Raw genomic sequence first — 25,691 nt, forward strand, 5'->3', positions numbered from 1 at the left:
GGTTTTGTAACAGCCGTACAAAACATGCGTCAGCCACGCGGGATCGACGAGCGCCGCGACCTGCACGAACGGTGCGGCGGTCAGGACACGGCACGGGTACGAGACTCAAGGGGCTCAGCAGGCGCGGAAGCGTTCCGCCGCATGCGCGCGGCGCCGAGTACGCCCGCGAAACCGACGGCGGCGAGGCCGGCACCGACCCAGGCGACGGAGGTGTAACCGAGGCCGGCGTCGATCGCGAGGCCGCCGAGGAGCGGAGCCAAGGTGTTGCCGACGTTGAAGGCGGCGGTGTTGGTCGCGCCGACGAGGGTGGGGGCATCGGGCGCGAGCGTGAAGACCCGCGACTGCAGCGCCGGGTTGGTGACGTACCCGGCGATGCCGAGCAGGAACACCAGAGCGATGACGGCGATCGCGCTGTGCGCGGCCAGGGCCAGGAGCACGGAGACCGCGGCGAGCGCACCGAGCCCCCAGCCGAGGGTCGCGAGCGGGTGGGCATGCGCGGTGCGCCCGCCGATGACGAGACCGAGCAGACCCCCGGCGCCGAACAGGGCCAGCAGCGCGGGCACCCACTTCTCACCGATGCCGGTGACGTCGGTCAGCAGCGGCGCGAGGTAGCTGAAGGTCACGATGACCGCGCCGAAGGTGAAGGCGGTGATGGCGTAGGAGAGCCAGAGCTGCGGCCGAGCCATGCCGCGCAGCTCCGCCCGCACCGAGCGGGGCACGTCACCGGGCCTGCCGTGATCCGCCCGGACGGCGATGAGAGTGCAGACGAGGCTGGCCACGGTCGCCCCGGCCACGGCCCAGAAGGCGGCGCGCCAACTGGCGTGCTGGCTCAGGACGGTGCCCGCGGGGACGCCGACGATGGTGGCGAGGGTGAGGCCACCGGCGACGACGGCGACGGCCCGGCTCTTGGCGCTCTCGGGCACGAGCGTGACGGCGGTGGCGACGGCGACGCCCCAGAACCCGGCGTAGGCGAGCGCGCTGACGATGCGGGTCGCGAAGAGGAAGCCGTAACCGGGAGCGAGCGCGCCCGCGATGTGCGCGGCCACGAACACGGCCTGAAGCCAGACGAGGGCGGTACGGCGGGGAAGGTTGAGGGTGGCGACGGCGAGCAGGGGCGCGCCGACGACCATGCCGATGGCGAAGGCCGAGATGAGCAGCCCGGCTTGAGGAATCGAAACCCCGAGGTCAGCGGCCATACCGGGAAGCAGCCCGGAGAGCATGAACTCGGAGGTGCCCTGAGTGAAGATGCCAAGCCCCAGGATGTAGACGGCGATCGGCATGGTCCCCCCTTTTTTAGATCGAACGCTTCAAAACGAGGGCAACGATGATCGACTGGCCCCCAGGGGTGGGACGTTAGCACGTTTTGAAGCACTCGCTTCAAAACTGCCGGAAGCAGCCACCTCATAGGGGCCTTGCCGCCTCCATCACGACAGACGGCAGATGACGGTGGTGACCTGGGTCGACATCAGCTTCTGACGGGTGCTGACCCTGGCCAGGCCCTGGCGCCTGGGGACTCCTGCCGTCCGGCAACAGCGTGAGAAACCAGCGGACTTGTAGCCATCGCATGCCAGCGCTCGTCCGTGAACCTCGACCCGTCGAACGCTGCCCGCTGTACGGCGGCGAACACCTGCGCCTGCTCGGGCCCGACCACCTCGATCTGCACGCCTGGGTCCTTCACCGGCTCGACCTCGGGTATCCGGCGCGCGGACCCGGTGTTCATACCCTTCCACTGGGCGGGCGAGAGCCGGGTGGACAGCGTCGCCAACCCGGCCCTCGACTCGCTTACCGGATGCGGGAGTTCAAGTTATGTGCGATGGGCCCGGAGCGGCCGCCGTCTCACGATCCGGTCGGGGTGCCCGCCGGGGTGCAGAACTCGGCCGATACGACGTTCTTGCCGCCGCCCACGAAGTCGCCGTTGAAGTTCAGCGCGATCATGTGCTTGCCGTCCTTGGTGCCGAACGCCTGCGTCGTGGAGCCGTGGATGCCGCCGGAGTGGCCCCAGACCTTGGTGCCGCAGGTCGTCTCGTATTCGATGATGCCCAGGCCGTAGCGCTGTCGGGGGAGGTTGCCCTCGGTCTCGACGGTGGTCATCATCTGCTTGAGCTGGGCGGGGCGCAGCAGCTTGCCGCGGAAGAGCGCGGTGTAGAAGCGGTTCAGGTCCGAGGAGTTGGTGACCATCTCACCGGCCGCCCAGGCCCACGACGGGTTCAGCTCGGTGACGTCGTAGGTCTTGCCGGGGTCCTCCTCGAAGGTGGAGTAGTGCCGGGTGGGCCCGGGGATCTCCGAGTCGGTGCCGGGGAAGTACGTGGCACGCATCTTCAGCGGCCTGGTGATGCGCCGCTCGATCTCCTCTGCGTAGGAGTTGCCGGTCACCTTCTCGATGATGAGCCCGACGAGGAGGTAGTTGGTGTTGGAGTACTTCCAGGAGGTGCCGGGCTCGAACTGGGGCGGGTTCTTCAGCGCGAGGGCGATGACCTGCTGCGGGGTCCAGTCGTCGTAGCGGTTCCGCAGGAAGTCGATGCCCATCACCGCTTTCTGGAACGCGGCGTCGTCGGTGAAGTTGAAGATGCCGCTGGTGTGGTTCATCAGCTGGCGGACCGTGATCTTCGTACCGTCGTGGCCGTTCCCCCGGACCACGCCCGGCAGATAGCTGTCGACCGTGGCGTCGAGGTCGACCCTGCCCTCCGCCTGGAGTTGGAGCATCACGGTCGACACCAGCGACTTGGTGGTGCTGCCCGCCCGGAACCGGTCGCCGTTGCCGCGCGGCTGCTGCGTGGTGAGGTCGGCGACGCCCGCGGTGCCCTTCCACACCCCGTGCGCGTCGCGCGCCTCGGCCACGATGCCGGGCACCCCTGCCGCGACGGCCGTGTCCATGGCCTTTTGGGTTGCGGCGTGTCCGGTGTCCTTCGCTCCGGTCGCGCCGGCCGCCGTGGCCACCGGCGCCGTCAGCACGGCCGCACCGACCGCCGCGATCGTGGTCGCGCTCACCAGCGCGGTGCGTATCAGGCGTGTCGACATGTGCATCAACCTTCTTCTCGACGGCACTTGACGATCTTTCTTCTCTCCGCACCACACACCGTCACCACGGGCCGGGACAACGCCTCCGTTGGAGAAAACCGATCATTGTGGCCGGGGTCACACGCGGTTGACGGCGTCGAGCAGCAGCTTCGCGGCCATCGTCGCCCCGTCGGTCCGGACCGTGCCGGCCACGGTGGTTGCCCGTGCGCGGGTCTCGGGGGTCAGGGCGGTCCTGAGCGCGACCGAAAGGGACTCGGCGGTCGGTGTCGGACCGTGGTGTGCCACGCCGATGCCCAGGTCGGTCACCCGGCCGGCCCAGTACGGCTGGTCCGCTCCCTGGGGGACCACCACCTGCGGCGCGCCGACCCAGGCGGCCGTCGTCGTGGTGCCCGCGCTGCCGTGGTGCACGACAGCGGCCGTCCGCCGGAACAGCGCCTGATGGTTCACTTCGCCGACGGCGAAGCAGTCGTCCTGGTCGTCGATCAGTGCCAGGTCGGCCCAGCCGCGGGAGACGATCACGCGACGGCCCTGCGCGCGGATCGCCTCGACGGCCGTCCGGACGAAGTCCTCCGGGGCGCTCATGGGCGTGCTGCCGAAGCCCACGTACACCGGTGGGGTGCCGGCCTCCAGGAACGCGGCCAGCCCATCCGGGAGCGGGCGTTCGTCGGTCAGGAGCCACGCGCCGGTCTGCACCACATCGAGGTCGGTCGGCTGCCACGGGGACAGGACCGGGTCCGTAGCCAGCCACGGGTGGTCGGTGAAGGCGTAGTCGCGGACGTTGTCCACCGGGGGCAGCCCGATCGACGCCCGCCGGGTGTTGAGCTCCTCGCCGAACATCGTGTTCGCGATCTGGGCGTCAAGGTCCCACAGCGCCCGGTTGTCGGTCGCGTCCGGCGGCAACGGCCGGCCGCGCCGCGCGGGCGGCCGGCGGTACGGCGAGGGCAGGCTGACCGGTTGGTGGCTCGCGTGCACGTAGCGGACGCCCAGTTTCTCGGCCACCGACCGCGCCCCGGCCGTCGCCGGCAAGGGGCCGGTCGCCACCAACGCGTCACATCCCTCGGCCGCCGCGGCGACCGTGTCGAACTGCGCGGCCATCAAGTCGGCCGCACGCTGCGCCAGTCCCGCCGCCGACCCCGGAGTCACCGTGGTCACCAGCGGGCGCACCGGCGCGCCGGTCGGCACCAGCGCCACACCCACCTCGGCCAGCCGCTCGGCGAACTCCTCGTCCGGCGGCGCGCACACCCGCACCTCCGCGCCGAGTTCCCGCAACCGCACCGCGAGTGCCGCTGTCGGTTCGACGCTCCCACGCGACCCGTACGTCGAGAACACCACGCGCATTCCGTCACTCCCCGCTTCGATGATCTTTGGCTGAGGTCGGTGATTCTGCGGCATGACCAGGCTCTTGCCGCAAGCCCCCCGGTGCGCTATATGTTGATCATGGAAAGAGGGGAGCCCCCTTTCCCCTTGTCCGTCCGCGGTAGACGGACAGCCTCCTCGCGAAGCGGCGGACGCGCCGCGTACGGCGGTAGCGTCGGCTCAGGACGAGCTCCCATGCGCCGTCTCACGTACTCTCCCTGCCCGGTGAGTACAGGGTTGTGGCCTACCCCTGGAAGTAACCCACTCTCAACCTCCCATACTTGATCAGGCGTCTGTATCTGGCAGGGGCTATCGCACGCGTCTGAGGGTCGACTCTGGTCCGCGCGCGTGCGGAGGAGGAGGGGGATGTGGGAATCGAGACGGATCTGCTGGCGGTGGTGCCGTTGGACAGCGAACACGCGAAGGATCCCGCCGTCACCGGTGCCAAGGCCGCCAATCTGGCTCGCGCGGCCGTGGCGGGGCTGCCGGTGCTCCCCGGCTTCGCCCTGGTACCCGCCGGGCGGGCGAAGGGCGCCCCCGCCGGTGACGAGGAGCTGCGTCGGGCCTGGAGGGAGCTGGCCGGGGAGGACGGGCGGCCGTTGGTCGTGCGGTCCTCCTCGGCGCACGAGGACGCCGAGGACTCCTCGATGGCCGGCCGCTTCGAGTCCGTGCTCGACGTCAGGGGCTGGGAGGAGTTCACCGCCGCGGTGCGGACGGTCCTGGACTCGGCCCGTCGTGTGCAGGTGCTCCATCCTCCCGAGGGGCGGAACGCGGACCCGCTGGACGGCATGGCGGTCCTGGTGCAGCCGATGCTGCGGTCGGTCACCGGCGGGGTGATGTTCGGCGCGGACCCGGTGGCGGGCCGCGAGGACCGCATCCTGGTCAGCGCCGTCAGCGGCGGCCCCGACCGGCTGGTGGACGGCAGCACCCAGGGAGTGCGCTACCAACTGTCCCGGTCGGGCAGACGGTTACGGACCGATCCGGCCGAACCCCGCTCCGCGCGGCTGCTCGGCCGACGAGAGACCACCTCGCTGGTCCGGCTGGCCAGGAAGACCCAGCGGGTGTTCGGTCGCCCCCAGGACATGGAGTTCGGGTTCGACGCCGAGGGGCGTCTGTGGCTGTTCCAGGCCCGTCCGATCACCGCGATGGCGGTCCGGCCGCCGCGCGGCGCGCGGCTGCTGGGTCCCGGCCCGGTCGCCGAGACCTTTCCCGGAGTGCTCCAGCCGCTGGAGGAGGACCTGTGGGTCGCCCCCATGTCGCACGGTCTCACCCTCGCCCTCGACCTCACGGGAGCGGCTCCCCGGCGCAGGCTCCGCAGCCTGCCGGTGGTCACCACCGTCGACGGGCGGGCCGCCGCCGACCTGCGGCTGCTCGGCGTGGTCCGGTCCGCCCATCCCCTACGGGACTTCATCAACCCCGCCCCTGGTGCCCGCCGTGTCGCGGCCGCCTGGCGGGTGGGGCGGCTGCGCTCCGCGCTGCCGCTGCTCGCGCTGGACCTCATGGCCGATGTCGACCGGCGGCTCGCCGACTTCCCCGCGCCGGCGCGGATGCTCAGCGGTCAGATCCTGGACGCCGTCTCGTGGGGCCGCGCCGTACTGTCCTCCCTGCACGCTCAGGAATCGCTGGCCGGCGCGCTGCTCGTGTCGGGCTCCGGGGCGACGGCCGCCGGTGAGGCGCTGGCCGTGCTGGCCGAGGGCCGGGCGCAGGGCCTGAGCGACGCCCGACTACTCGCCCGCCACCCCGTGCTTCTGTCCCTGCTGCCGCCCACGCTCGGCGCACGCGCCGCCCTCCCGGAGGGTACGGCCGGCACGGGTGTGCCGCACGGAGTGGGATCGCTCCCGGTTCGGGAGGGTCTGCGGCTGCGTATCCGCTGGGTGCAGGAGATGCAGGCGGAGATGGTCCGCGAACTCGGCACCAGGCTGCGCGTGGGTGACGACGCGGTGGGGCTGTCCCGTCTTCTCCTGCTGCGCTGGAGCGAGCTGACCGAGGCGGCGGACGGCGGCGGGCTGCCGCCCGATCTGGCCGAGCGCCTCCCCCGGCCGGACGCCCCGGCCCTGCCCTCCGCCTTCCGTCTGGCCGACGGCCGCCCGGTGGCACAGCTCGCGGTCACGCGCGGCCGCACCGGCGCGGGGCAGGGCGCGGGCGGCGGCTTCGGCACCGGCACCGCCTGGGACGGACACGGCGACCGGCCCGAGCACGCGGTGCTGGTCGTCCGCGTGCTCGACCCCGCGCTGGCACCCCTGCTGCCGGGGCTGGCGGGCCTGGTCGCCGAGACCGGCAGCGTTCTGTCCCACCTCGCCGTACTCGCCCGTGAGTACCAGGTTCCCACCGCCGTCGGCGTGTCCGACGCCCTGGACCGCTTCCCACCCGGCACCGAACTCTCGGTGGACGGCGGCACCGGAGCGGTGGAGAAGGCCGGCGAACACGCGGCGCCACGGACCTCGGCGAGCGGAAAGGGAGCGGCGGCATGAAGTACGTGGGCTATCTCTTCGGCGGTCTGTCCGCCGCGTACGCCGGGTACTACATGGTGCTGTACCTGTACCGGTGGGAGTGGCAGCGCGCGCTGATCTCCGGCGTACTGCTTCTGGTGATCGAAGGCTTCCTGGCCTGTCTCATCCTCCTCAACCGGCTGTCCCGGCTGGAGAGACGACTGACGGAGTACGACGCCCGCGTCGAGGAGGTGCAGCGGCGGCTGGACCAGTCCCGGGAGACGGCGCCGGACCGCCGCTTCCGCTGGATCGGCTCCGAGGGCCTGGACGGCACCCAGCGGACCTTCGTCTTCGTCCCCGTCCTCATGGTGGCCGGAGCCGCCCTCTCCGGTGTCGCGTTCGTCATCCAGAAGATCGCCTCAGCCACCGCCCGCCCGGGTGCGGAACGCCGACTGGCCGGCCGGCTGGCACCCCTCACCGCCCCCGCCGACACCGCGCCCGGCGGGGCGGCACGCGCGGCACGGCTGGAGGACCGTCCGGCCGTACCGCCGTCCCGCGCCGGACGGAAGCTGGCGGTCGGGGCCGCCGCCGTCGCCGCCGTGGTGCTTTTGACGCTGATGCGGGAGGGATTGGCCGACGCCACCCAGACCCGCCCGGAGGCCACCCCGGACGCGGCGGCCTCCACCGTGGTGTTCCGGATCGAGATGCGCGGCGACGAGACCCGGGAGGCCCGGGAACTCGCCGCGGGCGACCTGTGGCAGACCTGCCGCCGCTCCACCGCGGCCCAGAACGACCGTGCCTTCCTGCAACACCTGGAGAGCGAGGTGTACGCAGGGGTGATCCGCCCCGCCCTTACCCCGCACGATCTGATGCGGTTGCGGGGCTGCATCGAAGACGCCTCGACGAACCGCGCCACGGCGAGCGTCCTCGGCGAGGGCCAGGCCGAACGCCGGCGCTGAGCGGCCGACACCGGAGACCGTCCGCCGTACGCGTCCGCCTGGACGGCAGCCGGTCCTCACGCGCTCCTGCGCGTCGCTCAGCTCGCCCCCACCGGGACCCCCAGGAGGGAGGCTGTGACGGGATGAGCGGGTGCGGCGAAGATCTCCGGTGTGGGGCCGTACTCGACGGCTTGGCCCTGGGACAGGACGAGAAGGGTGTCGGTCCGGTCCTCCACCAGGCGCAGGTCGTGGCTGATGAGTATGAGGGCCAGGTCGCGGCCGTGGCGGAGTTCGTCCAGCAGGTTCATGACGGAGAGGGCGGTCTCGGCGTCGAGGGCGGAGGTCACCTCGTCGCACACGAGGACGTCGGGATCGGCCGCGAGGGCGCGGGCGATGGAGGCGCGCTGCCGTTGTCCGCCGGAGAGTTCGTGGGGATAGCGGTCCGCGAAGTCCGCCGGCAGGCCCACCTGATCGAGCAGTTCCCGTACGCGGTCGGCGATCTGTCCGGGGTCGGTGCGGCGGTGCAGGGTCAGGGGGCGGCGGATGGCCGCGCCGACGGTGCGGCCGGGGTTGAGGGTGCCCAGCGGGTCCTGGGGGACAAGCTGGATGCGGCGGCGCTGTTCGCGGGTGCGGCGGGTGGCGGAGGCGCGCAGCGAGCGGCCGTCGAGGGTGACGGTGCCGCCGGTCGCGCGGTGGAGGCCGACGATGGTGCGCATGAGGGTCGTCTTGCCGGAGCCGGAGACGCCGACCACGCCCAGGCTGCAACCGGCGGGAACGGTGAGGTCTATGCCGTGGAGGACGGGAGTCCGCCGGCCTCGTCGGGTGAAGGCCGCCTTCAGGCCGGTGACGGACAGCACGGGCGGCTTCGCGGTGACGTCGCGCGGTGCGGACCGGGCGGCAGGGGCGCGCCGGGCCGCAGCCCTGATCCGGGGGCTCAGTTCCACGACGTCGTCGGCCAGCCGGGAGACGAGGTCCGCGTCGTGGCAGGAGAGCGCGACGGCGAGTTGCTGTGAGGTCGCCAGGTGGCGTAGGAGTTCGCCGATCTCGTCGCGCAGGTTCGGGTCGAGTCCGGCGGTGGGCTCGTCGAGGAGGAGGACGGCGGGGCGCCGGGCCAGGGCGCGGGCGAGGGCCACTCGCCGCTGTTGGCCGCCGGAGAGGGCTCCGGGGCGGCGGTCGGCCAGGTCTCCGTCGGTGGGGAGGCGTACTTCCTCGAGCAGCGCGCGCAGTGCCTCGGGGGTGCGGTCCGCCGCCACTTCGGCGAGAAGGCGGCGCACCTTCATCCGGGGGTTGAGGCCGGAGCCCGGGTCCTGGCCGAGGTAGGCGAGGCGGTGCCGTCGCAGGGCGCGTATCTCCGTCTCGGCCAGTGTGAACGGGTCGTGTCCGAGGACGTCGACGGTCCCGGCCGTCCGCTGTGCGCCCGTGGGCAGCACGCCCGCCACGGCGCGCAGCAGCGTGGTCTTGCCGCAGCCGGATGGTCCGGTGAGGGCGACGACGCGGCCCTGGGGGACGGTCAGGGAGCCGTCCTTCAGGAGTAGTCGGCCGTCGGGGCCGGCGATGGTCAGGCCACTGACGCGCACGGGCACGTCGTCCGTGCCCGCCCGGCCTTGGGGATACCGGCGAGGCATGTGGTTCACAGCGCGGTCACCGCCTTGCGGCCGCCGAGCGGGACGAGTGCCGCGGCGGCCAGGTTGACGCTCATGGCCAGCAGGCCGATGGCGATGCTGGGGGCCAGTACGGCCCACGGGTTGAGGAGGATGCCGCCCGCGTTCTCGCGGATCATCAACGCCCAGTCGGCCGCCGGAGGCTGCGGTCCCACCTGGAGGAAGCCCGCTGTGGCGACGACGTAGACGGCGGCGACGAAGCGCAGCCCGAACAGCGCGAGAAGTGTGGCCCTCAGGTTGGGCAGGACTTCGCGGACGACGAGGTACCACAGGCGCTCGCCCCCGGCGGTCGCCGCTTCGATGTAGCCGGAGGCCACGATCGGTGCGGCCGCGGCGGCGACCAGGCGTACCGCGTACGGCGTCCCCATGACGTAGGCGGCGGCGATCAGGGCGAGTCGGCCGCCGTCGGGCCAGGACAGGGCGATCAGAAGGATGCCGAGCACGGACGGCAGCAGCATCAGGACGTCGGCAGCGCGGTCGATGACGCGGCCGATCCCGGGGCGAAGGGCCGAGACGGTGCCGAGGACCGCGGCCGTGGCGGTGACGAGGACGGCTACCAGCAGCGAGGTGATGACGAGTTCCCGGCCGCCCGCGAGGAGCCGGGTGAGCACGTCGCGGCCGAGCTGGTCGCCGCCGAGCGGCGCTCCCCCACCCGGTTCCGCGTAGGGAGCGGTGAGCGGGGCGTCGATGGCGTGCGGGGCCAGCCATGGCCCGGTCACGGTGGCGAGGACGAGCAGCAGCGCGGGCAGGGTGCTCAGCACCACGCCCGCGCGCGGGAGACGGCGCCGAGCGGCCTCGGTCCGGGTGGTGGTCACAGGTTCCCTCCGGATGCCCTGGCCCGCACGAGGTCGGCGAGGAGCAGTACGCCGGTGATGACGGCCCCGGTGACGGCGACGACTCCGGCGATGACGGGGCTGTCCCGGTCGGTGACGGCTCCGGCAAGAACGGCGCCGATGCCGGGGTAGTTGAAGATGGTCTCGACGACGACCGCGCCGCCCAACAGCATTCCGGTCGAGGTGGCGATGCCGGCCGCGATGGCGGGCATGGCCCCGGGCAGCACATGGTGGGTGAGGACGCGGCGGCTTGGCAGCCCGTCGAGGATGGCGGCTTCCACGTGCGGGGCCTTGGCCTCGTCGGCGAGTGCGGCCCGCACGATGCGGGTGTTCCACCCGATCTGCGGGATGGCCAGGGCCACCACGGGTAGGACGAGCATCTCCCAGGACGCGGGCCAGCCGTCGCTGTCGGCCAGTGTCACGGCGGGCAGCCATTGCAGCCACTGCGCGAAGACCAGGACGAGGGCGACCGCCACGACGAATTCCGGCAGCGCCAGCACGCCGGTCGCGGTGGCGGAGATGGCCCGGTCCGTCTTGCCGCCGGGCCGGAGCGCCGCCCAGCCGCCGAGGGCGAGCGAGGCGACGAGGGTGACGAGTAGAGCCAGACCGCCGAGCAGGAGGGTGTTGGGGAAGGGGCGTGCCAGCATGTCCGCGACCTGCTCGCCACGAGCGGAGGTGCCGAGGTCCCCGGTGGGCAGGCCGGTCATCCAGTCGGCGAACCGTTCCACCACCGACCGGTCCAGGCCCAGCAGTTCTCGCCGCTGGGCGATGTCGGCGGCGCTCTCTCCCCGCTCGGCCGTGGCGGTGGCCGCGTCCCCGGGGAGCAGTTCGACAGCCGCGAAGAGGGTGGCCAGCAGCACGGCGAGCATCAGGGCTCGACGGGCGAGGAGGGCGACCAGGCGCAGCGGCGCGAGCAGCCAGGGCCGGGGCGGCGCGGAGGAGGTGCCCTCGGCCGCCCCGACGCCGGGCCGCTCGACGGTCGGCGTCAGCGGTTCAGCCATGCCCGCTCAAGCTGGACGCGTCCGTAGCCGGGGAGCTTGGGCAGGCCGCGCACGGGTGCGGTGGCCAGGTCGATGCCGTCGGCCATGCCCCACAGGACGTAGCCCGACGCGTCGTGCTGGAGCCGCTGCACGTCGTGGAGGAGCCCCGCCCGCTTCGCCGGGTCCTTGGTGGCCATGGCCTTGCGGTAGGCGGCGTCGAACTCCTTGTCCTTCCAGCCCGCCTCGTTCTGCGCGGAGTCGGAGACCATGGTCTTGCTGGCGAAGAAGACCACGGAGTCGTTGGTGCCCCAGTAGGTGGTGTAGAGGTCGCCCTTGAGCCAGGTCTTCTCCCAGAACGCCCCGGACTCCTGCTTGACCACCTTGAGCTTGACGCCGACCTCGCGGACCTGGGTGGCGAACAGGGTGGCGGCCTCGGCGAGCCCGGCGATGTCCTCCGTCGTGACCAGTTCGTAGGTCTTGGACAGGTCGAAGTCCGCCTCCTTCAGCAGCGACCTGGCCTTGGCGAGGTCGCGGCCGCGCTGCGCGATGTCCTTGGCGTAGGCGGGGTCGCCGGTGCCGAGGATGTCGTTGGCGACGGTGCCGTAGCCGGAGAGCACCTGCTCGACCATGGCCTCCCGGTCCACGGCCAGGCGCAGCGCCTCGCGTACCTTCTCGTCCGCGAACGGCCCGTCGGCGGTGCGCATGACGATGGGCATCGCCATGTCGTTGGGACGGCGCACGATCTGGATGTCCTTGCGCTTCTCGGCCGTCCGGGCGGCCACGGCGCCGACGTTGGAGGCGAGGTCGATCTGCCCGGCGAGCAGGGCGTTCGCCATGGCCTGCGGGCTCTCGAAGATCTTGACTTCGATCGCGTCGAGCAGGACCCGGCCGCCGTACCAGTCGTCGTTGCGCACGAGCCGGGCGTTGCCGTCGCGGAACCACTCCAGCGTGAAGGGGCCGGTGCCCGGGGCCTTGGCGATCTCCTTGTCCTTGGTGCCCTTCTTGATCACGAAGGTGGTCAGACGGGTGAGCAGGGGGAGTTCGGCGTTGGCGTAGTCGGAGACGAGGACGACGGTGTCGTTCCCGTCGGCCTTGATGTTCTCGGCCTTGATGCCGGGCAGGCGGGAGGCGCCGGACGGGGTGCCCCGCAGCCGTCGCAGCGAGAAGACGACGTCTTCGGCGGTGACGGGGCTGCCGTCGTGGAACTTCGCCCCCTTGGCGACGGTGAATCGCCAGGTCTTCAGATCCTTGGACGACGTCCACCGGGAGGCGAGGCGCGGCATGGTGTTGGGCTTGGCGCCGGGGATGGTGAGGGTGTCGTAGACGAGCGAGAGGATGAGGTAGTCGCTCTCGTTGGCCTGGGTGCCGTGCGGGTCACGGGTGATGGCGTTGGCGCGACCGAGGGCGCCGACCCGCAGCGTGCCACCGCGCTTGGGCGTGGCGTTGGAGTCCGACGAGGCATCCGACGAGTCGTCACCTCCGCATGCCGCGAGCATCAGGGCCGCGCTGATGCCGCCGCCCGCCCACAGCAACTGCCTTCTGTTGAGATCCACGTCGTCCTCGTTCCCGGGCTTCGAATCGTTTCGATCTTAGGTGTGCCTACCCTAAGAGCCGATCGGATGACAAGGCTTCACGCTGTGACCGGGCCGCTACGTCCACGAACGTCCCAACTTGAGCCAAGGCCAAAGGTGTTCTGGTTTCGGATGCGACTGATGGGGCGCGAGGACATCTCGCACTAAGGCTTGCCTTACCTAAGTTCCATTGGTACGTTCCCGGCGGCTGCCCCTACCAGCCGACACCCGCTCGGCCCTGCGCGCTCCCCGCTCGGTGGCCGCCCGCAGCCTCCTCCTTTTCGCGCGCTTGTCACTTCCCCCTGCAATGGAAACGGACGATCGATCCATGACCACGGGAACCGCCCCCGTACGCCAGCTCGACCCGCACTCCGTCGCCGAACTCACCCAAGCCGCACAGGAGATCCTCGACGAGTTCGGGAGCTCCGCCACGTCCTCCGCACTGCTGGAGCGCGTATCCGAGACAGCCGCCCGTCTGAGCGAGCCGATCCGGCACCACTGCCGCCCCGTGGACACCGATGACGGCGTGTTCGTCCTGCGGGGTCTGCCCCTGGACGACATCGAGATCGGCCCCACGCCGCTTAGTTGGGCCACCTCCGGGGACAGCGGCGCGGTGTGGGACGTGACCCTGCTGCTGCTCGCCACCGTGATGGGCAACCCCATCGCGTGGGAGGGCCAGCAGGACGGCCGGTTCGTCCACAACATCGTTCCCAGCCCCGGCCACGAGCAGCAGCAGACGGGCGCCAGCAGCACCGTCCTGCTGAGCCCGCACACCGAGGACGCCTTCCACTCCGGCCGCGCGCACCTGCTGATGCTCGGCTGTATGCGCAACCACGACCGCATCGCCACCACCGCCGCCAGCATTCGAAGGGTCCGACTTGACGGCTCCGACATCGAGGTGCTGTCCCGCCCGGCGCTGCCGATCCTGCCCGACGACGCCTACACCGAGGCCCAGGGCTTCGCGGGTCGACCGCCGAACGTGCCCACCGTGTGGGAGTCCGAGGGCGGTCTCACGCTGCGCTTCGACCCCGCCTACACGCCACTTGACGACGCCTCCCCCGAACTCCGCGCCGCCTACGGCCGACTGGGGGACGAACTCGCCCGGGTGTCGGTGGCGGTGAGCCTGGAGCCCGGGGACATCCTGGTCGTCGACAACGACCTCGTCGTCCACGGACGCGTTCCGTTCCAGGCGCGCTACGACGGCACCGACCGCTGGCTGAAGAGGGCCTCCGTGCGAGTTCCCGGCCGCCGCACCCGCCCCGCGGCCGAAGCGGACGAGCACGGCTACGGCCAGGCCGCGATCCAGGCGTACGCGTAACCACCGACCGGACGAAGGGGACCACCATGACCGAGAGCTTCGAACTTGAGGACGACAGAAGTCTGCGCGTGCTCAGCGCCACGGACATCGCGGGCATCGACATCACGCTGACCGACGTCGTCGACGTCGTCGAGCAGGCGTACCGCACCCTGGCCGACGGGAGGTCGGACAACCCCCGCAAGCTGACGGTGAAGCCCGAGGACGGCCACTCGGTCTCCTACGCGATGCTCGGCCGCGACGGCGTGCGCGACGTCGTCGCCATCAAGACCTCGTACAAGCACGGCCTGCACGAGGACCGGGACAAGCAGCACTACTACACCACTCTCACGATCTACGACGACGTGACCGGCCTGCCCGTCGCCATGATGGACTGCGGTCGCGTCGGATCCCTGCGCACCCCGGCCGTCTCGGCTCTCCTCGCCCGCGAGCTGGCCGCCCCCGGCAGCCGTAACGCGCTCGTCATCGGCACCGGCACCCAGGGCCGGCTGGCCCTGCCCTTCCTGCTGACCACGCTGCCGGAGCTGGAGCGGCTGATGGTCTTCGGCACCCACCCGGACGGGATCCGCGCGGTGCGCGAGCAGCTCCACACGTACTTCCCCGAGCGCGAGGTGGAGTTCGTCGAGGATCTGCGCGAGGCCGCCGCGGCGGCCGACGTGGTGGTCGCCACCGCGGGCCAGAACACCCCGGCGGCGGTCGAAGCCGACTGGCTGGGGCCCAGCACCCTGTCCATACTCGTCGGCCACGGCATCGAGCCCTCCACGCTGCACCGCGCGGACCGCGTCATCGCCACCAGCGCCGCGCAGATGAAGGTCACCGGCACCGACATGGCCGACGCGAACGGCGAACTCCGTGCGGTGGACGCCGAGTTCCCCGAGGTGCTGGCGGGCCGCGCGGCCGGACGTACCGACGACGGCCAGCGCGTCTTCGCGTACAACAGCGGGCTCGTCGTCACGGACATCGCCCTCGGCCACCGCTTCGCACAGCTCGCCGTCGCCCAGGGCCTGGGAACGCGGGTGCCGCTGTGGCAGTGATCCCCTTCCCCGGCGCCCGCGGGCTGACGCTTCCCGCCCACCCCGATCCGTGGCTGGACACCCTCCTGCACGGCGGACTCCCGCACGAACTGGCGTACGCGTTCGGCGGCCCCTTCCACCTGCTGCTGCCCGAGCGCTTCGACGCAGGCGTCGCCGCGTTCCGGGCCGCCCTCGACGAGGCGGACGTCGACGGCCGCGTCTACTACGCCAAGAAGGCCAACAAGGCCGCGGCCTGGATCGAACGGTGCGCCGCAGGTGGCACCGGCGTCGACGTGGCCAGCCTCGGCGAGCTGCGCGAGGCGCTCGGCCACGGCGTACGCGGCGAGAACATCGTGGTGACCGGCCCCGCCAAGGCCGACGACCTGCTGCGCGTCGCCGTCCTCCAGGGCTGCCTGATCGCGGTCGACGCCCTGGACGAACTCGACCGCCTCATCACCCTCGCCGCGACGACCCGCCCGGCCCGGCTGCTGCTGCGCCGGCTTCCCCCCGCCCAGCCGCACAGCCGCTTCGGCATGGACGACGCCGAGCTGCACACCGCCCTGGAACGGTGCCGGGAGGCGGGCGACGCCGTACGGATGGAGGGCTTCTCCTTCCATCTGTCGGGTTACGCGGTGCGGCCGCGCGCCGACCTCGCGGGCGAGCTGGTCGACATGTGCCTCACAGCCCGCGCCCTGGGCCTGCGAGCGGACCGGATCAGCATCGGCGGCGGCTTCGCCGTCGACTACGCCGCGGCGGACGACTGGGAGCGCTTCACCCACGAGCAGAGCCCCGCCGACTACCACGCGGGCAAGTCCTTCGCGACATCCGACTTCTACCCGTACCACTCGCCCGTCGCCGGCGCCGACGCGCTGCGGGCGATCCTCGCCGCCCGGCCCGGCGGCCGCGGCGCCCCCCTCGCCGCCCGGCTGCGCGACTGCGGCGTCATCCTCCTGATGGAACCCGGACGTGCCCTGCTGGACCGGGCCGGCTGCACCGTCTTCCCCGTCCAGGGCGTCAAGGAGCGCGACGGCTACGGGATCCTCACCGTGGGCGGCACCAGCCTGAGCCTGTCCGAGCAGTGGTTCAACAGCGAGTACCTGCCCGACCCCGTCCTCCTCACCGACCGGCCGGTCGGCGCCCCGTCGCCGTTCCGCGCCTGCGTCGGCGGCGCCACCTGCCTGGAATCGGACATGCTCACCTGGCGCAAGGTCGCTCTCGCCACCCGGCCGCACCCCGGCGACCTGCTGGTCTACCCCAACACCGCCGGCTACCAGATGGACTCCAACGAGTCGCCCTTCCACGACCTTCCGCTGCCTCCCAAGGTCGTCGTCGAGGCCCCAGGCGGGCGCACCCGCTGGCGGCTGGACCACCGCCCGCCCGCCTGACCGTCCCCCTCCCCCCCCGGAGCCCCTCATGCACCACGCACTCCTGCGACCGGCCGTCGTCAGCCGCGTCTCCGACCTCATCGGCTACACCCCCCTGTTCGAGCTGTGCCGCACCGAGAACGGCAGCCGCCTGCTGCTCAAACTCGAACAGTTCAACCCCACCGGGACCGCGAAGATACGCATGGCCCGCCAGATGGTCCTCGACGCCGAGGAACGCGGCGAACTCCGTCCCGGCGGCCGCATCATCGAATCGACCTCCGGCAACACCGGCCTCGGCCTGGCCGTGATCGCCGCCGAACGCGGATACACCTTCACCGCCGTCGTCGACAACCACGCCTGCGCCGACAAGCTGCGCGGCATGAAGGCCCTCGGCACCGAACTCGTCTACGTCGTCGACGACGGCACCGAGGAGCTGGCCACCGCGGCCCGCGAAGAACTCGCCGAGGAGATGGCAGGCCAGGACGACAACGCCATCTTCACCGAACAGCACAACAACCCCGCCAACGCCGTCGGCTACCACCAGGTCGGGCGCGAGCTGGACGCCGCCCTCGACGGCCGCGTCGACGTCCTCATCGGCGCGGTCGGCACCGGCGGCGGACTCTGCGGCACCGGCCGCGAGTTGCGTCGGACCGTCCCGGACGTGACGATCGTCGGGGTGGAGCCCAAGGGGTCGATCGCCTTCGGCGGTCCGGCCCACGACTACTACCAGTCGGGTACCGGCACGCCCGAAGGCGCGACCATCGGCGCCCTGGTCGACTTCGACCTGATCGACGAAGGTGTGAAGGTCGGCGACATCGAGGCGTTCGCCACCGCCCGTGTCGTCGCCCGCAGGACCGGGCTCCTCATCGGCGGCTCCGCCGGTGGCGTCGTCTACGAGGCACTGACCCGGATGGCGGACCTCCGGCCCGACACCACTATGGTCGCCCTACTCAACGACGGCGGTGAGAAGTACATGGACACCGTCTTCGACGACGACTGGATGCACGCTCGTGATCTCATCGACCCCACCGTCGAGCGCGAGATCGACGAGGTGCTGACCAAACTCCGCGGGAACTGACACCCATGCCGATACCGATCCGCACCCTGCTCCACGACAGCCGGGCCCTCGCCACCCTGGCCGTGCCGCTCGCCCTCACTCAACTGGCCCAGGTCGCCCTGACCACCACCGACACCGTCATGATGGGCGTGATGGGCGCCGAGGCCCTGGCGGCCGGCGGCCTCGCCATGGTGATCTTCAACCAACTGCGCACCATGGGCGTCGGCATGGTCACCGCCGTCGGCAACCAGGTGGCCGCCGCGGCGGCCCGCGCCGAGTCCGCCGACACCGAGGAGTCGCGGGCCCGAGCCGACGAGGAGGTGCGCGACCTCGTGCGCGCCGCGCTCGCCCTCGCCACCCTCGCGGGACTCGCCGGCGCCGTGCTCATGGTGCTCATCGGCCACGCCGTGGCCTGGCTCGGCCAGGACGCCGACGTGGTCGACGCGGCCAAGCCCGTTCTCTACGCCCTGGCCCCCGGCCTCGTCCCCTGCCTGTGGTTCCAGGCCATCCGGCAGTTCACCGTCGGCATGCGCCGTCCCCAGGCCCTGCTGCACATCACCGTCGCCTCCATCGCCGTCAACGCCGCCCTCAACTGGGCTCTCATCCACGGCACCTGGATCCTGCCGGAGCTCGGCCTGCCCGGCGTCGGGATCTCCACCTCGCTGGTCTACCTGCTGTCCTGTCTGGCGTTGTACGCCTCCGCGCGCCGCGACCCCCAGCTCTCCCCCCTGCTGGACATCCGCATCTGGAAGACCCGCAAGGACACCCTCCGCGGGCTGGCCGGACTGGGCACCCCCATAGCCGCCACCTACGGTTCGGAGGCCGGCTTCTTCTTCGTCGTCGCCCTCATGGTCGGCACCTTCGGCAGCGCGGCACTCGCCGCGCACACCGCCGTCAACCAGCTTGTCTACATCGTCTTCCAGATAGCCGTGGGCCTGTCCCACGCGGCCTCCATCAACGTCAGCCGGGAACTCGCCCTCGGCCGGACAGACGAGGCCCGGCGTCTGAAGAACACCGCCCTGGCCTGCGCCGGTGCCGTCATGGCCGTGGTCGGCACCGTCTACGTCCTCACCCCGGAACTGGTCCTACGCCCCTTCCTCTCCTCATCGGAGCACGAGGCGATCTCCATCGGCGCCGACCTGCTCCTGATCGCCGCCGTCCTCCAGTTCTTCGACTGCGCCCAGAACATCGGCGTCGGCCTGCTGCGCGGACTGGACGACACCAAGGGCGGATTCCACGTCACCCTCATCGGCTACTGGCTGATCGGCCTCCCCGCCGCCTGGCTCCTGGGCCGGCTCACCGGCCTGGACACCACCGGCATCTGGCTCGGCCTCCTGACCGGCCTCGCCGCCACCGCCCTGTTGCTCCTACGCCGCTACAACCGCGGCCTTGCCAGCCGCGGCGAGGCGCCATCCGCGGTGCCCGCGCCGACAGCCGGCTGAGAGGACGCCAGACGACGCACCAGGCCCTGGTCTACGACCTGGGCCTTCGCCCTGCGGCGGGTGAGGCCGGCATGGGGCCGGGATTGGCCCTTCGCCTTGTACGCCGTCGGCCACATCGAGCCTCACTTGACCTTGCCACAGTGACAGGGTCTTCACTGAGGCCAAGGAGGTCGCCCTCATGACCATGCCGAAAGAGGCCACGAACACCATGCGAGCTCTCCAGGGGCTGGAGAACGACAGCTCGTCGATCCGACTGCAGGCGGCGCTGGCGGTCGGAACGACCCCGGACCCCGGGTTCATCGGCAAGCTCATCGAACGATGCGCGCGCGAACCCGAGTTCCACGTGCGCGAAATGCTGACGTGGGCACTCACTCGCCACGCGGCTTCGATGACGGTCCCGTTGCTCCTCGACGAAGTCCGCTCGGAGCATGCGCGGGCACGGAGCCAGGCGTTGCACACACTGTCCAAGATCGGGGATCGGCGAGCGTGGCCGGCGATCACACCCGCGCTGCTGTCCGACGCCGACGACGAGGTGGCCCGGAGCGCCTGGCGGGCAGCGGTCGTGCTCGTGCCCGAAGGCGAGGAGCACGCGTTGGGCGTGGTGTTGGCGACACAGCTCGGGCGCGGCGAAGTAGAGACGCAGCTGAGCCTCAGCCGGGCGCTGATCGCGCTCGGGGAGGTGATGCTGCCGACACTGGGCGCCGCGACGGCGGATCTCGACCCTCGCGTGAGCGCGCACGCGATCGCCACGGAACAGCTCTGGCGCGACCCGGATGCCGGATTCGCGTTCGCGATCGAGGAGGCGAAGCGCGTCACAGCCCTCGGCGGGGCCTACCAGGAGGGGCAGGTAGGCCGTGTTGATCGGTGATGTCGCGCGACGGTCCGGCGTCAGCGCCCGCATGCTCAGGCATTACGAATCGCTCGGCCTGGTGCGGCCGACGGGTCGTACGGAGTCCGGCTATCGCCGGTATTCCAGCGAGGACATCCGGCGCATCTTCCACATCGAGAGCCTGCGGTCGTTGGGGCTGTCGCTGCGCGACGTCGGGCGCGCGCTCGACGACCCCGGCTTCGCGCCCGCGGAGCTCGTCGACGACCTCATCCGCCAGACGCGAGACCGCATCGCAGCGGAGACGGAGCTGCTCACACGACTGCGTCGGATCGGTGCCGCGGAACCCGCCGGCTGGGAGGACGTCCTCCAGACCACCGCGCTCCTCCAGGCGTTGGGGTCGACGAGCGCGGGGACGCGGCAGCGTGCGGCCCTGTCCGCGGTCGAGGAAGTCCCCGTGCCGGTGGAAGCGCTGGTCGAGGCCGTGCTGAGCGAGTCGGACCCGAACGTCGCCGGGGCCCTTCGTTGGGCTCTGGCTCAAACGGGTGAGGACGGGCCGGCGCTGCTGGCGGAGGGCCTCGACTCACCCGCTGCCGAGGTGCGGAAACGTGCCGTCCAGTCCATCGCCGAGATACCGAACGACGAGGCGACCGCACTGCTGCGGAACGCCCTCACGCACTCCGACATCGTGGTCCGCAGGTACGCGGCACTGGCGCTCGGAGCACGTGGAGTGGCCGACGCGGTCCCGACGCTCATCGACATGGTCGTCGAGGAGGGGAACGACGCCGACGCGGCCGACGCACTGAGCACGCTGGCGAGTGATCCCACGTTGGCGGATCGGATCGCCACCGGTCTCGTCGACTGCCTCTCCCGCGACACCATGGGATCGTCCGCGCGTCGACGGCTGGCACAGGCGCTCGCGGACATCCCCGGGACCACGCCGTCACGTGCCCTCGCGGACCTGTCCCATGACGAAGACCGGGCCGTGGCTCTTACCGCGACATACATTCTCCAACTGCGCGACGCACGATAGCGACCCTCTCCTGGGGTGCCATGGGGGGCCCTTGTCGGCGGTCACCGCCGACAGGTCCACGGCATCGCCCATGACCCCGGCGGTATCGCCTCACGCCAGGCGGTACAGGCGTGCCGGAGCGTGCGTCGAAGATGTCAGGCCGCCGAGCTCGCCGCGTTCCGGGAGACGGGCTTGATGTGGGCGAAGGCGCTGCGGGCGTTCCAGGTGGGGAAGGCTTTGGCGAGCCAGGAGGGGCCGTGGAGTTGGATGCGACGGTCGCGGGTGGCTTCGGACCAGGTTTGCTGGCCGGCGTGCCATTTGATGAAGGCTTCGGCGTCCGCGGTGATGTAGAGGTCCTCGTCGAGGCCGGGGTACGTCTTGCAGATCTCGGTGTCTCCGTGCTCGATCAGCAGCCAGAACCGCTCCTGGGGTCGGCGGCCGGTGAAGTCGAAGCGGATGACGACGCGTCGATCCGGGAGCCGGTCCCGGCGGAGCATGTTGCACATCGACCACAGCGCCACAAAGGGATCGAGGTGCTCGGGGGCGATCTCAAGCCAGCGGGCGCCCCACTCGCCGAGCGACACACAGACCTTGAACAGGTCGTGCCCCGCGGGAGTGAGCTCGTAGTGGCGCCCGCGCCCGTCGGGCTTGGCTGCCGATTCGACGACGCCGAGCCGTTCGAGCTGCTTGAGCCGCTGCGAGAGCAGGGTGCGGGAGAGCCCGGGGGCTCCCTCCAGGATCTCACCGAAGCTTCCGCAGCCCAGGGACAGGTTGCGGATGATCAGCGGTGTCCAGCGCTCGGCGAAGATCTCGGCGCCGCGGGCGATGGGGCAGTACTGGCCATAGCTCCGCACGACCCCAGTGTCCCACCCCCGCCATCGGCCCTGCAGTACAGATTCTTGACTTTACGGCCGGGGTCCCCGGTGATCCGATGGAGATCGGGACACGAGGAGGTGGCGACAGACCACTGCCGAGCAGGTCGGCCATATCCGAGCGAGGAGGCGATCGCCATGGAGATCGACGGGTTCCGGGGCCGGCTGATCACAGCTGACCACTCCGACTACGACACCGCCCGAGCCGTGTGGAACGGGGCCGTCGACCGGCGCCCCCGGCTGATCGCCCGATGTAGCGGGACCGCCGACGTGGCCGCGGCCGTGCGCTTCGCCCGCGCCCACGACCTGGAGATCGCGGTACGAGGCGGGGGCCACAACGTGGCGGGTACCGCGGTGTGCGACGACGGGATCGTCATCAGCCTCTCGGCGATGCGGGCCGTGGGGGTCGACCCCGCCGACCGCACGGCCCGGGTACAGGGCGGTGCCCTGTGGGGCGACGTCGACCACGAGACGCAGGCCCATGGTCTGGCCACCACCGGCGGCATCGTGGGCCACACCGGGGTCGCCGGGCTCACCCTCGGCGGTGGCATCGGCTTCCTCATGCGCGGACATGGGCTCACCGTCGACAACCTGCTGGCCGCCGAGGTGGTCACCGCCGAGGGCAGCATCCTTCGGGCCTCCGCCGACGACCACCCCGATCTGTTCTGGGCGCTGCGAGGCGGCGGCGGCAACTTCGGCGTCGTCACCACGTTCCGGTTCGCGCTGCACCCCGTCGGCCCGACCGTGATCGCCGGCCCCGTCTTCTGGGCGGCCGACGACACCACCGACGTGCTGCGCTTCTACCGGGACTTCGCCGCCGAGGCACCCGACGAGCTCGGGACCGTCGTCAGGCTCGGCACCATCCCCCCACTGTCGGTCATCCCCGAGGAACTGCACTGGCGGCCGGCCATCGCCGTCGTCTGCTGCTACGCCGGTGCCCTCGAGGACGGCGAGTGTGCGGTACGGGCGCTGCGCCAGCTGGGGAGGCCGCTGGTGGACCTGATCGCGCCCATTCCGTACGTCGCCTTCCAGGGCGCCCTCGACGACACCGTCCTCCACGGGTGGCACTACTACTGGAAGTCCACGGACCTCGCCGACCTGTCCGACGACACCATCGCCGCCATCGCCGATCACGCCTTCAGCGGCGGCTCGCCCCGGTCGTACTCGGCGATGTTCCACATGGGTGGCGCCGTCGCCCGGGTCCCCCGCGACGCCACCGCGTACGCCGGTCGCGACGTGGCCCACAACATCGTCATCGACGGCGTGTGGCTCCCTGACGAGTCCGGCGAGCACGCCACAGCCGAGACCGCGTGGGCGCGGCGGTTCCTCCAGGCCCTCCGACCGCACCGCGCCGACAGTGTCTATGTCAACTTCCTCGACTCCGACGACGACACCAGCCGCGTTCGAGAAGCCTACGGCGATCACACCTACCGGCGACTGGCCGATGTCAAGGCCAAGTACGACCCCGACAACGCCTTCCACCACAACAAGAACATCCGCCCCCGTTGAGCGGAGCCGGCGGTGACGGGTGGCCAGGCCATCGCGCCGGTGCGGACCGGCTCCACGGTGCTTGCCGGCACCGATCTGCCTCCGCTCGTGGGGGGGCGGACATGGAGGACGGATGGCGCGGGTTGGATTCCCGTCATCGGCTCCATGACACAGCCCCAGGTCAGCGACCTGGGGCTGGTGTGTTGTCCGGGGCAGCGTGACCGGCGTCGGCACCATGTCGGGCACCGACGGGGCGGCACGACGGTGAGCGAGGAAGCCCGCGTTCAGCGGAGGGTGAGTGGGGTTTCGGAGTCGACGTGGGAGAGCTTCTCGGGGTTGCGGACGTAGTAGAGGCCGGTGATGCGGGCGTCCTCGACGTGGATCGCCATGACACCGTCGATCTCGCCGTCCAGGTGGACGAGGAGTGCCGGGTTGCCGTTGACCACGGTGGGGGCGACGGTGATCCGGCGCACGTTCTTGCGGAGGCCGCCGACCATGAAGCGGGTCACCTTGTCGGCGCCGGCGACCGGGCGCGGCGCGGCCTGCTTGATGCCGCCCCCGTCGCTCACCAGGACCACCTCCGGGGCGAGCACATCGAGGAAGTCCTGCGGGTTCCCGGTCTCGAGCGCGCGCTGGAACGACTCCAGAGCCGCCCGGATCACGCTCGGAGGGACCGCCTGGCGGGGGCGGCGGGCCTCGACGTGCCGGCGGGCGCGGTGCGCGATCTGGCGGACGGCCGCGGGGCTCTTGTCGACGGCGGCGGCGATCTCGTCGTAGCCGAGGTCGAAGGCCTCGCGCAGGACGAAGACGGCGCGCTCGGTGGGCGACAGCGTCTCCAGGACGAGCATCATCGCCATCGACACGCTCTCGGCGAGCTCGACGTCCTCGGCCACGTCGGGCGCGGTGAGCAGCGGCTCCGGCAGCCAGGAGCCGACGTACGCCTCCTTGCGACGCTGCATGGTGCGCAGCCGGTTCAGCGCCTGCCGGGTCGTGATCCGGACCAGGTAGGCGCGCCGATCACCCACCTGCTCCAGATCGACCTTGACCCATCGCAGCCAGGTCTCCTGCAGGACGTCCTCGGCGTCGGCCGCCGATCCGAGCATCTCGTAGGCGACGGTGAAGAGCAGGTTGCGGTGGGCGACGAACGCCTCGGTCGCCGGGTCGGTGGCGGGGTCGTTCATGTCCGGTCCTGAGTCCTCTGAGTGTGCATCCTCGTCAAGTCCTTGGTGTCGGCGGGCGTTCGATCAAGCCCGCGCCCGCTGCGGGGCGGTGGCCGGCGCCTCGGCCTGTTCGGCCTGCTTGGCCTTCAGCAGTCGCTGTCGCGTGGCCCCTCCCGAGACGCGGTGCAAGCGGTACCCGCCGGGCTTGCCCGCCTCGTCGGCCAAGTGCTTGACGACGCCCACGCACACGACTTCCTTGAGCTTCGCGCCCATGCGGCCGTCGATGTTGAACCACACCGCGACGTCGGACCGGTTGGCGAACTGGAAGATGCCGTCGCCCCGGCCCAGGCTGATGCACTGGGCGGCGAAGGACTGGTTGAGGGTCTCGGGCTGCTCCCCCGCGATCCGGCTGAGCACCGTGTCGGCAGCCCGCGCGCCCATCGGCATCGCGGCCTGGCAGCTCATCCGCAGCGGCAGGCCCGACGGCGCCGCCGAGTCCCCGGCCGCGATGATGCGTGCGTCGTCCACGCTGGTCAGCGTCTCGTCCGTGAGCAGGCGCCCCAGGGCGTCGGTGCTCAGCCCGCTGCGCACCGCCAGGTCCGGCACGCCGAAGCCGACGGTCCAGATCGTCACCGCACTCGGCAGCTCGCGGCCGCCACTGAGCCGGACGGCATCACGGGTCACCGCCGTCACCCTCGTGTCGGGGCCGTCGAGCACGGTCACCCCGAGCCTGGCCAGGCGCCGGGCCACCGAGCGGCGGCCCCGGGGATGCAGATACGGGCCGAGTACCCCGCCGCAGACCAGGGTCACGGCGCGGCCCTGCTCGGCCAGCTCGGCGGCGGTCTCGATGCCGGTCGGGCCGGCTCCCACCACCGTCACCGCGGCCGTCGCGGGCGCGGCGTCGAGGACCGGCCGCAGCCGCCCGGCCTCCTCGAAGGTGCCGATCGGGTAGGCGAACTCGGCCGCCCCCGGCACGCTCGGATCGGCGCTGCCACTGCCCACCGCGTAGACCAGGTAGTCGTAGTCGACCGTGCCGCCGGACGCCAGCGCCACGCTGCGCCCGGCCGCGTCGATCCGGGTCACGGTGTCGACCACCAGCCGGACGCTCTCGCCCAGGACCTCCCGGTAGTCGACGACCGCGTCGTCCGTCCCGCCCACCAGCTGGTGCAGCCGGATCCGGTGGACGAAGCTCCGGCGCGGGTTGATCAGCGTCACGGTCACGTCGCCGCGCTGCGTGAGGCGATTGGCCGCCATGACGCCGGCGTACCCGCCGCCGATCACGACCACATCGGTGTTCTGGTTCATGGTGTGTCCTCCGCTTCAAGGGGTTCGGCCTCAAGACACCGACGGCCCGGT

General features: G+C 71.5%; 20 protein-coding genes. 10 read left to right on the plus strand and 10 right to left on the minus strand.

Features of this window, described 5'->3' with window-relative positions:
- Positions 1 to 80: 80 nt before the first annotated feature.
- From CD790_RS22735 to CD790_RS22750, 3 genes are all read right to left on the minus strand, one after another.
- On the minus strand, positions 81 to 1,280 hold the full coding sequence (locus tag CD790_RS22735) for a Cmx/CmrA family chloramphenicol efflux MFS transporter (RefSeq protein ID WP_144385168.1): 1,200 nt from the start codon (positions 1,278 to 1,280) through the stop codon (positions 81 to 83).
- A 556-nt stretch (positions 1,281 to 1,836) separates the two neighbouring features.
- Complete coding sequence (locus CD790_RS22745) at positions 1,837 to 3,018, minus strand: serine hydrolase (protein ID WP_144385169.1); 1,182 nt, start codon at positions 3,016 to 3,018, stop codon at positions 1,837 to 1,839.
- A gap of 117 nt (positions 3,019 to 3,135) precedes the next feature.
- Positions 3,136 to 4,356, minus strand: a complete 1,221-nt coding sequence (locus CD790_RS22750) for a glycosyltransferase (protein WP_144385170.1) — start codon at positions 4,354 to 4,356, stop codon at positions 3,136 to 3,138.
- A gap of 386 nt (positions 4,357 to 4,742) precedes the next feature.
- Here CD790_RS22750 and CD790_RS22755 point away from each other — a divergent pair, with 386 nt between their 5' ends.
- Together CD790_RS22755 and CD790_RS22760 are read left to right on the plus strand one after the other, a co-directional pair.
- A complete protein-coding gene (locus CD790_RS22755; RefSeq protein WP_260867799.1) occupies positions 4,743 to 6,845 on the plus strand; it encodes a PEP/pyruvate-binding domain-containing protein in 2,103 nt (700 codons plus the stop codon).
- On the plus strand, positions 6,842 to 7,762 hold the full coding sequence (locus CD790_RS22760; RefSeq protein WP_144385172.1) for a hypothetical protein: 921 nt from the start codon (positions 6,842 to 6,844) through the stop codon (positions 7,760 to 7,762). The genes CD790_RS22755 and CD790_RS22760 overlap by 4 nt, the downstream gene beginning before the upstream one ends.
- A 77-nt stretch (positions 7,763 to 7,839) precedes the next feature.
- On the opposite strand, the gene CD790_RS22765 is transcribed toward CD790_RS22760, so the two are convergent.
- From CD790_RS22765 to CD790_RS22780, 4 genes are read right to left on the minus strand one after another with little or no spacing between them, the layout of a single operon-like run.
- On the minus strand, positions 7,840 to 9,375 hold the full coding sequence (locus CD790_RS22765; RefSeq protein ID WP_144385173.1) for an ABC transporter ATP-binding protein: 1,536 nt from the start codon (positions 9,373 to 9,375) through the stop codon (positions 7,840 to 7,842).
- Positions 9,372 to 10,217, minus strand: coding sequence for an ABC transporter permease (locus CD790_RS22770; RefSeq protein WP_399218068.1), 846 nt, complete (start codon positions 10,215 to 10,217; stop codon positions 9,372 to 9,374). Before CD790_RS22770 ends, CD790_RS22765 begins: the two co-directional genes overlap by 4 nt.
- Entirely contained in the window at positions 10,214 to 11,236 is a 1,023-nt protein-coding gene (locus CD790_RS22775) for an ABC transporter permease (protein WP_144385174.1), read from the minus strand. Before CD790_RS22775 ends, CD790_RS22770 begins: the two co-directional genes overlap by 4 nt.
- Positions 11,221 to 12,768 carry an ABC transporter substrate-binding protein gene (locus CD790_RS22780; protein ID WP_144385175.1) on the minus strand — a complete coding sequence of 516 codons (1,548 nt, stop codon included), beginning with the start codon at positions 12,766 to 12,768 and terminating at the stop codon, positions 11,221 to 11,223. The genes CD790_RS22775 and CD790_RS22780 overlap by 16 nt, the downstream gene beginning before the upstream one ends.
- A gap of 346 nt (positions 12,769 to 13,114) precedes the next feature.
- On the opposite strand from CD790_RS22780, the gene CD790_RS22785 reads away from it, so the two are divergent.
- The 7 genes from CD790_RS22785 to CD790_RS22815 all read left to right on the plus strand — a co-directional run bounded on the left by CD790_RS22785 (position 13,115) and on the right by CD790_RS22815 (position 20,836).
- On the plus strand, positions 13,115 to 14,104 hold the full coding sequence (locus CD790_RS22785; protein WP_144385176.1) for a TauD/TfdA family dioxygenase: 990 nt from the start codon (positions 13,115 to 13,117) through the stop codon (positions 14,102 to 14,104).
- A 26-nt stretch (positions 14,105 to 14,130) separates the two neighbouring features.
- Positions 14,131 to 15,135, plus strand: a complete 1,005-nt coding sequence (locus CD790_RS22790) for an ornithine cyclodeaminase family protein (RefSeq protein WP_144385177.1) — start codon at positions 14,131 to 14,133, stop codon at positions 15,133 to 15,135.
- Positions 15,126 to 16,499, plus strand: a complete 1,374-nt coding sequence (locus CD790_RS22795) for a Y4yA family PLP-dependent enzyme (RefSeq protein WP_399218070.1) — start codon at positions 15,126 to 15,128, stop codon at positions 16,497 to 16,499. The genes CD790_RS22790 and CD790_RS22795 overlap by 10 nt, the downstream gene beginning before the upstream one ends.
- Before the next feature lie 28 nt (positions 16,500 to 16,527).
- Complete coding sequence (locus CD790_RS22800; protein ID WP_144385178.1) at positions 16,528 to 17,556, plus strand: cysteine synthase family protein; 1,029 nt, start codon at positions 16,528 to 16,530, stop codon at positions 17,554 to 17,556.
- A 5-nt stretch (positions 17,557 to 17,561) separates the two neighbouring features.
- Positions 17,562 to 18,977: an MATE family efflux transporter gene (locus CD790_RS22805; protein WP_144385179.1), complete on the plus strand. Its 1,416-nt coding sequence runs from the start codon at positions 17,562 to 17,564 to the stop codon at positions 18,975 to 18,977.
- 178 nt (positions 18,978 to 19,155) lie between these two features.
- Positions 19,156 to 19,845: a HEAT repeat domain-containing protein gene (locus CD790_RS22810; protein ID WP_144385180.1), complete on the plus strand. Its 690-nt coding sequence runs from the start codon at positions 19,156 to 19,158 to the stop codon at positions 19,843 to 19,845.
- Entirely contained in the window at positions 19,832 to 20,836 is a 1,005-nt protein-coding gene (locus CD790_RS22815; protein WP_144385181.1) for a HEAT repeat domain-containing protein, read from the plus strand. The genes CD790_RS22810 and CD790_RS22815 overlap by 14 nt, the downstream gene beginning before the upstream one ends.
- Before the next feature lie 134 nt (positions 20,837 to 20,970).
- Here the strand turns inward: CD790_RS22815 and CD790_RS22820 are convergent, their stop codons facing one another.
- Positions 20,971 to 21,669, minus strand: coding sequence for a helix-turn-helix domain-containing protein (locus CD790_RS22820; RefSeq protein ID WP_144385182.1), 699 nt, complete (start codon positions 21,667 to 21,669; stop codon positions 20,971 to 20,973).
- A 156-nt stretch (positions 21,670 to 21,825) separates the two neighbouring features.
- On the opposite strand from CD790_RS22820, the gene CD790_RS22825 reads away from it, so the two are divergent.
- The gene (locus CD790_RS22825; RefSeq protein ID WP_144385184.1) at positions 21,826 to 23,196 is read left to right on the plus strand and encodes an FAD-binding oxidoreductase; all 1,371 of its coding nucleotides are present in this window, start codon (positions 21,826 to 21,828) and stop codon (positions 23,194 to 23,196) included.
- A 263-nt stretch (positions 23,197 to 23,459) separates the two neighbouring features.
- Here CD790_RS22825 and CD790_RS22830 read toward each other — a convergent pair whose 3' ends face one another.
- Together CD790_RS22830 and CD790_RS22835 are read right to left on the minus strand one after the other, a co-directional pair.
- The gene (locus CD790_RS22830; protein ID WP_144385185.1) at positions 23,460 to 24,356 is read right to left on the minus strand and encodes an RNA polymerase sigma-70 factor; all 897 of its coding nucleotides are present in this window, start codon (positions 24,354 to 24,356) and stop codon (positions 23,460 to 23,462) included.
- Positions 24,357 to 24,419: 63 nt separating this feature from the next.
- Positions 24,420 to 25,640 carry an NAD(P)/FAD-dependent oxidoreductase gene (locus CD790_RS22835; protein ID WP_144385187.1) on the minus strand — a complete coding sequence of 407 codons (1,221 nt, stop codon included), beginning with the start codon at positions 25,638 to 25,640 and terminating at the stop codon, positions 24,420 to 24,422.
- Positions 25,641 to 25,691: the final 51 nt, after the last annotated feature.

Origin of the sequence: Streptomyces sp. SAJ15, from assembly GCF_007595705.1 — a bacterium.
GTDB lineage: Bacteria > Actinomycetota > Actinomycetes > Streptomycetales > Streptomycetaceae > Streptomyces.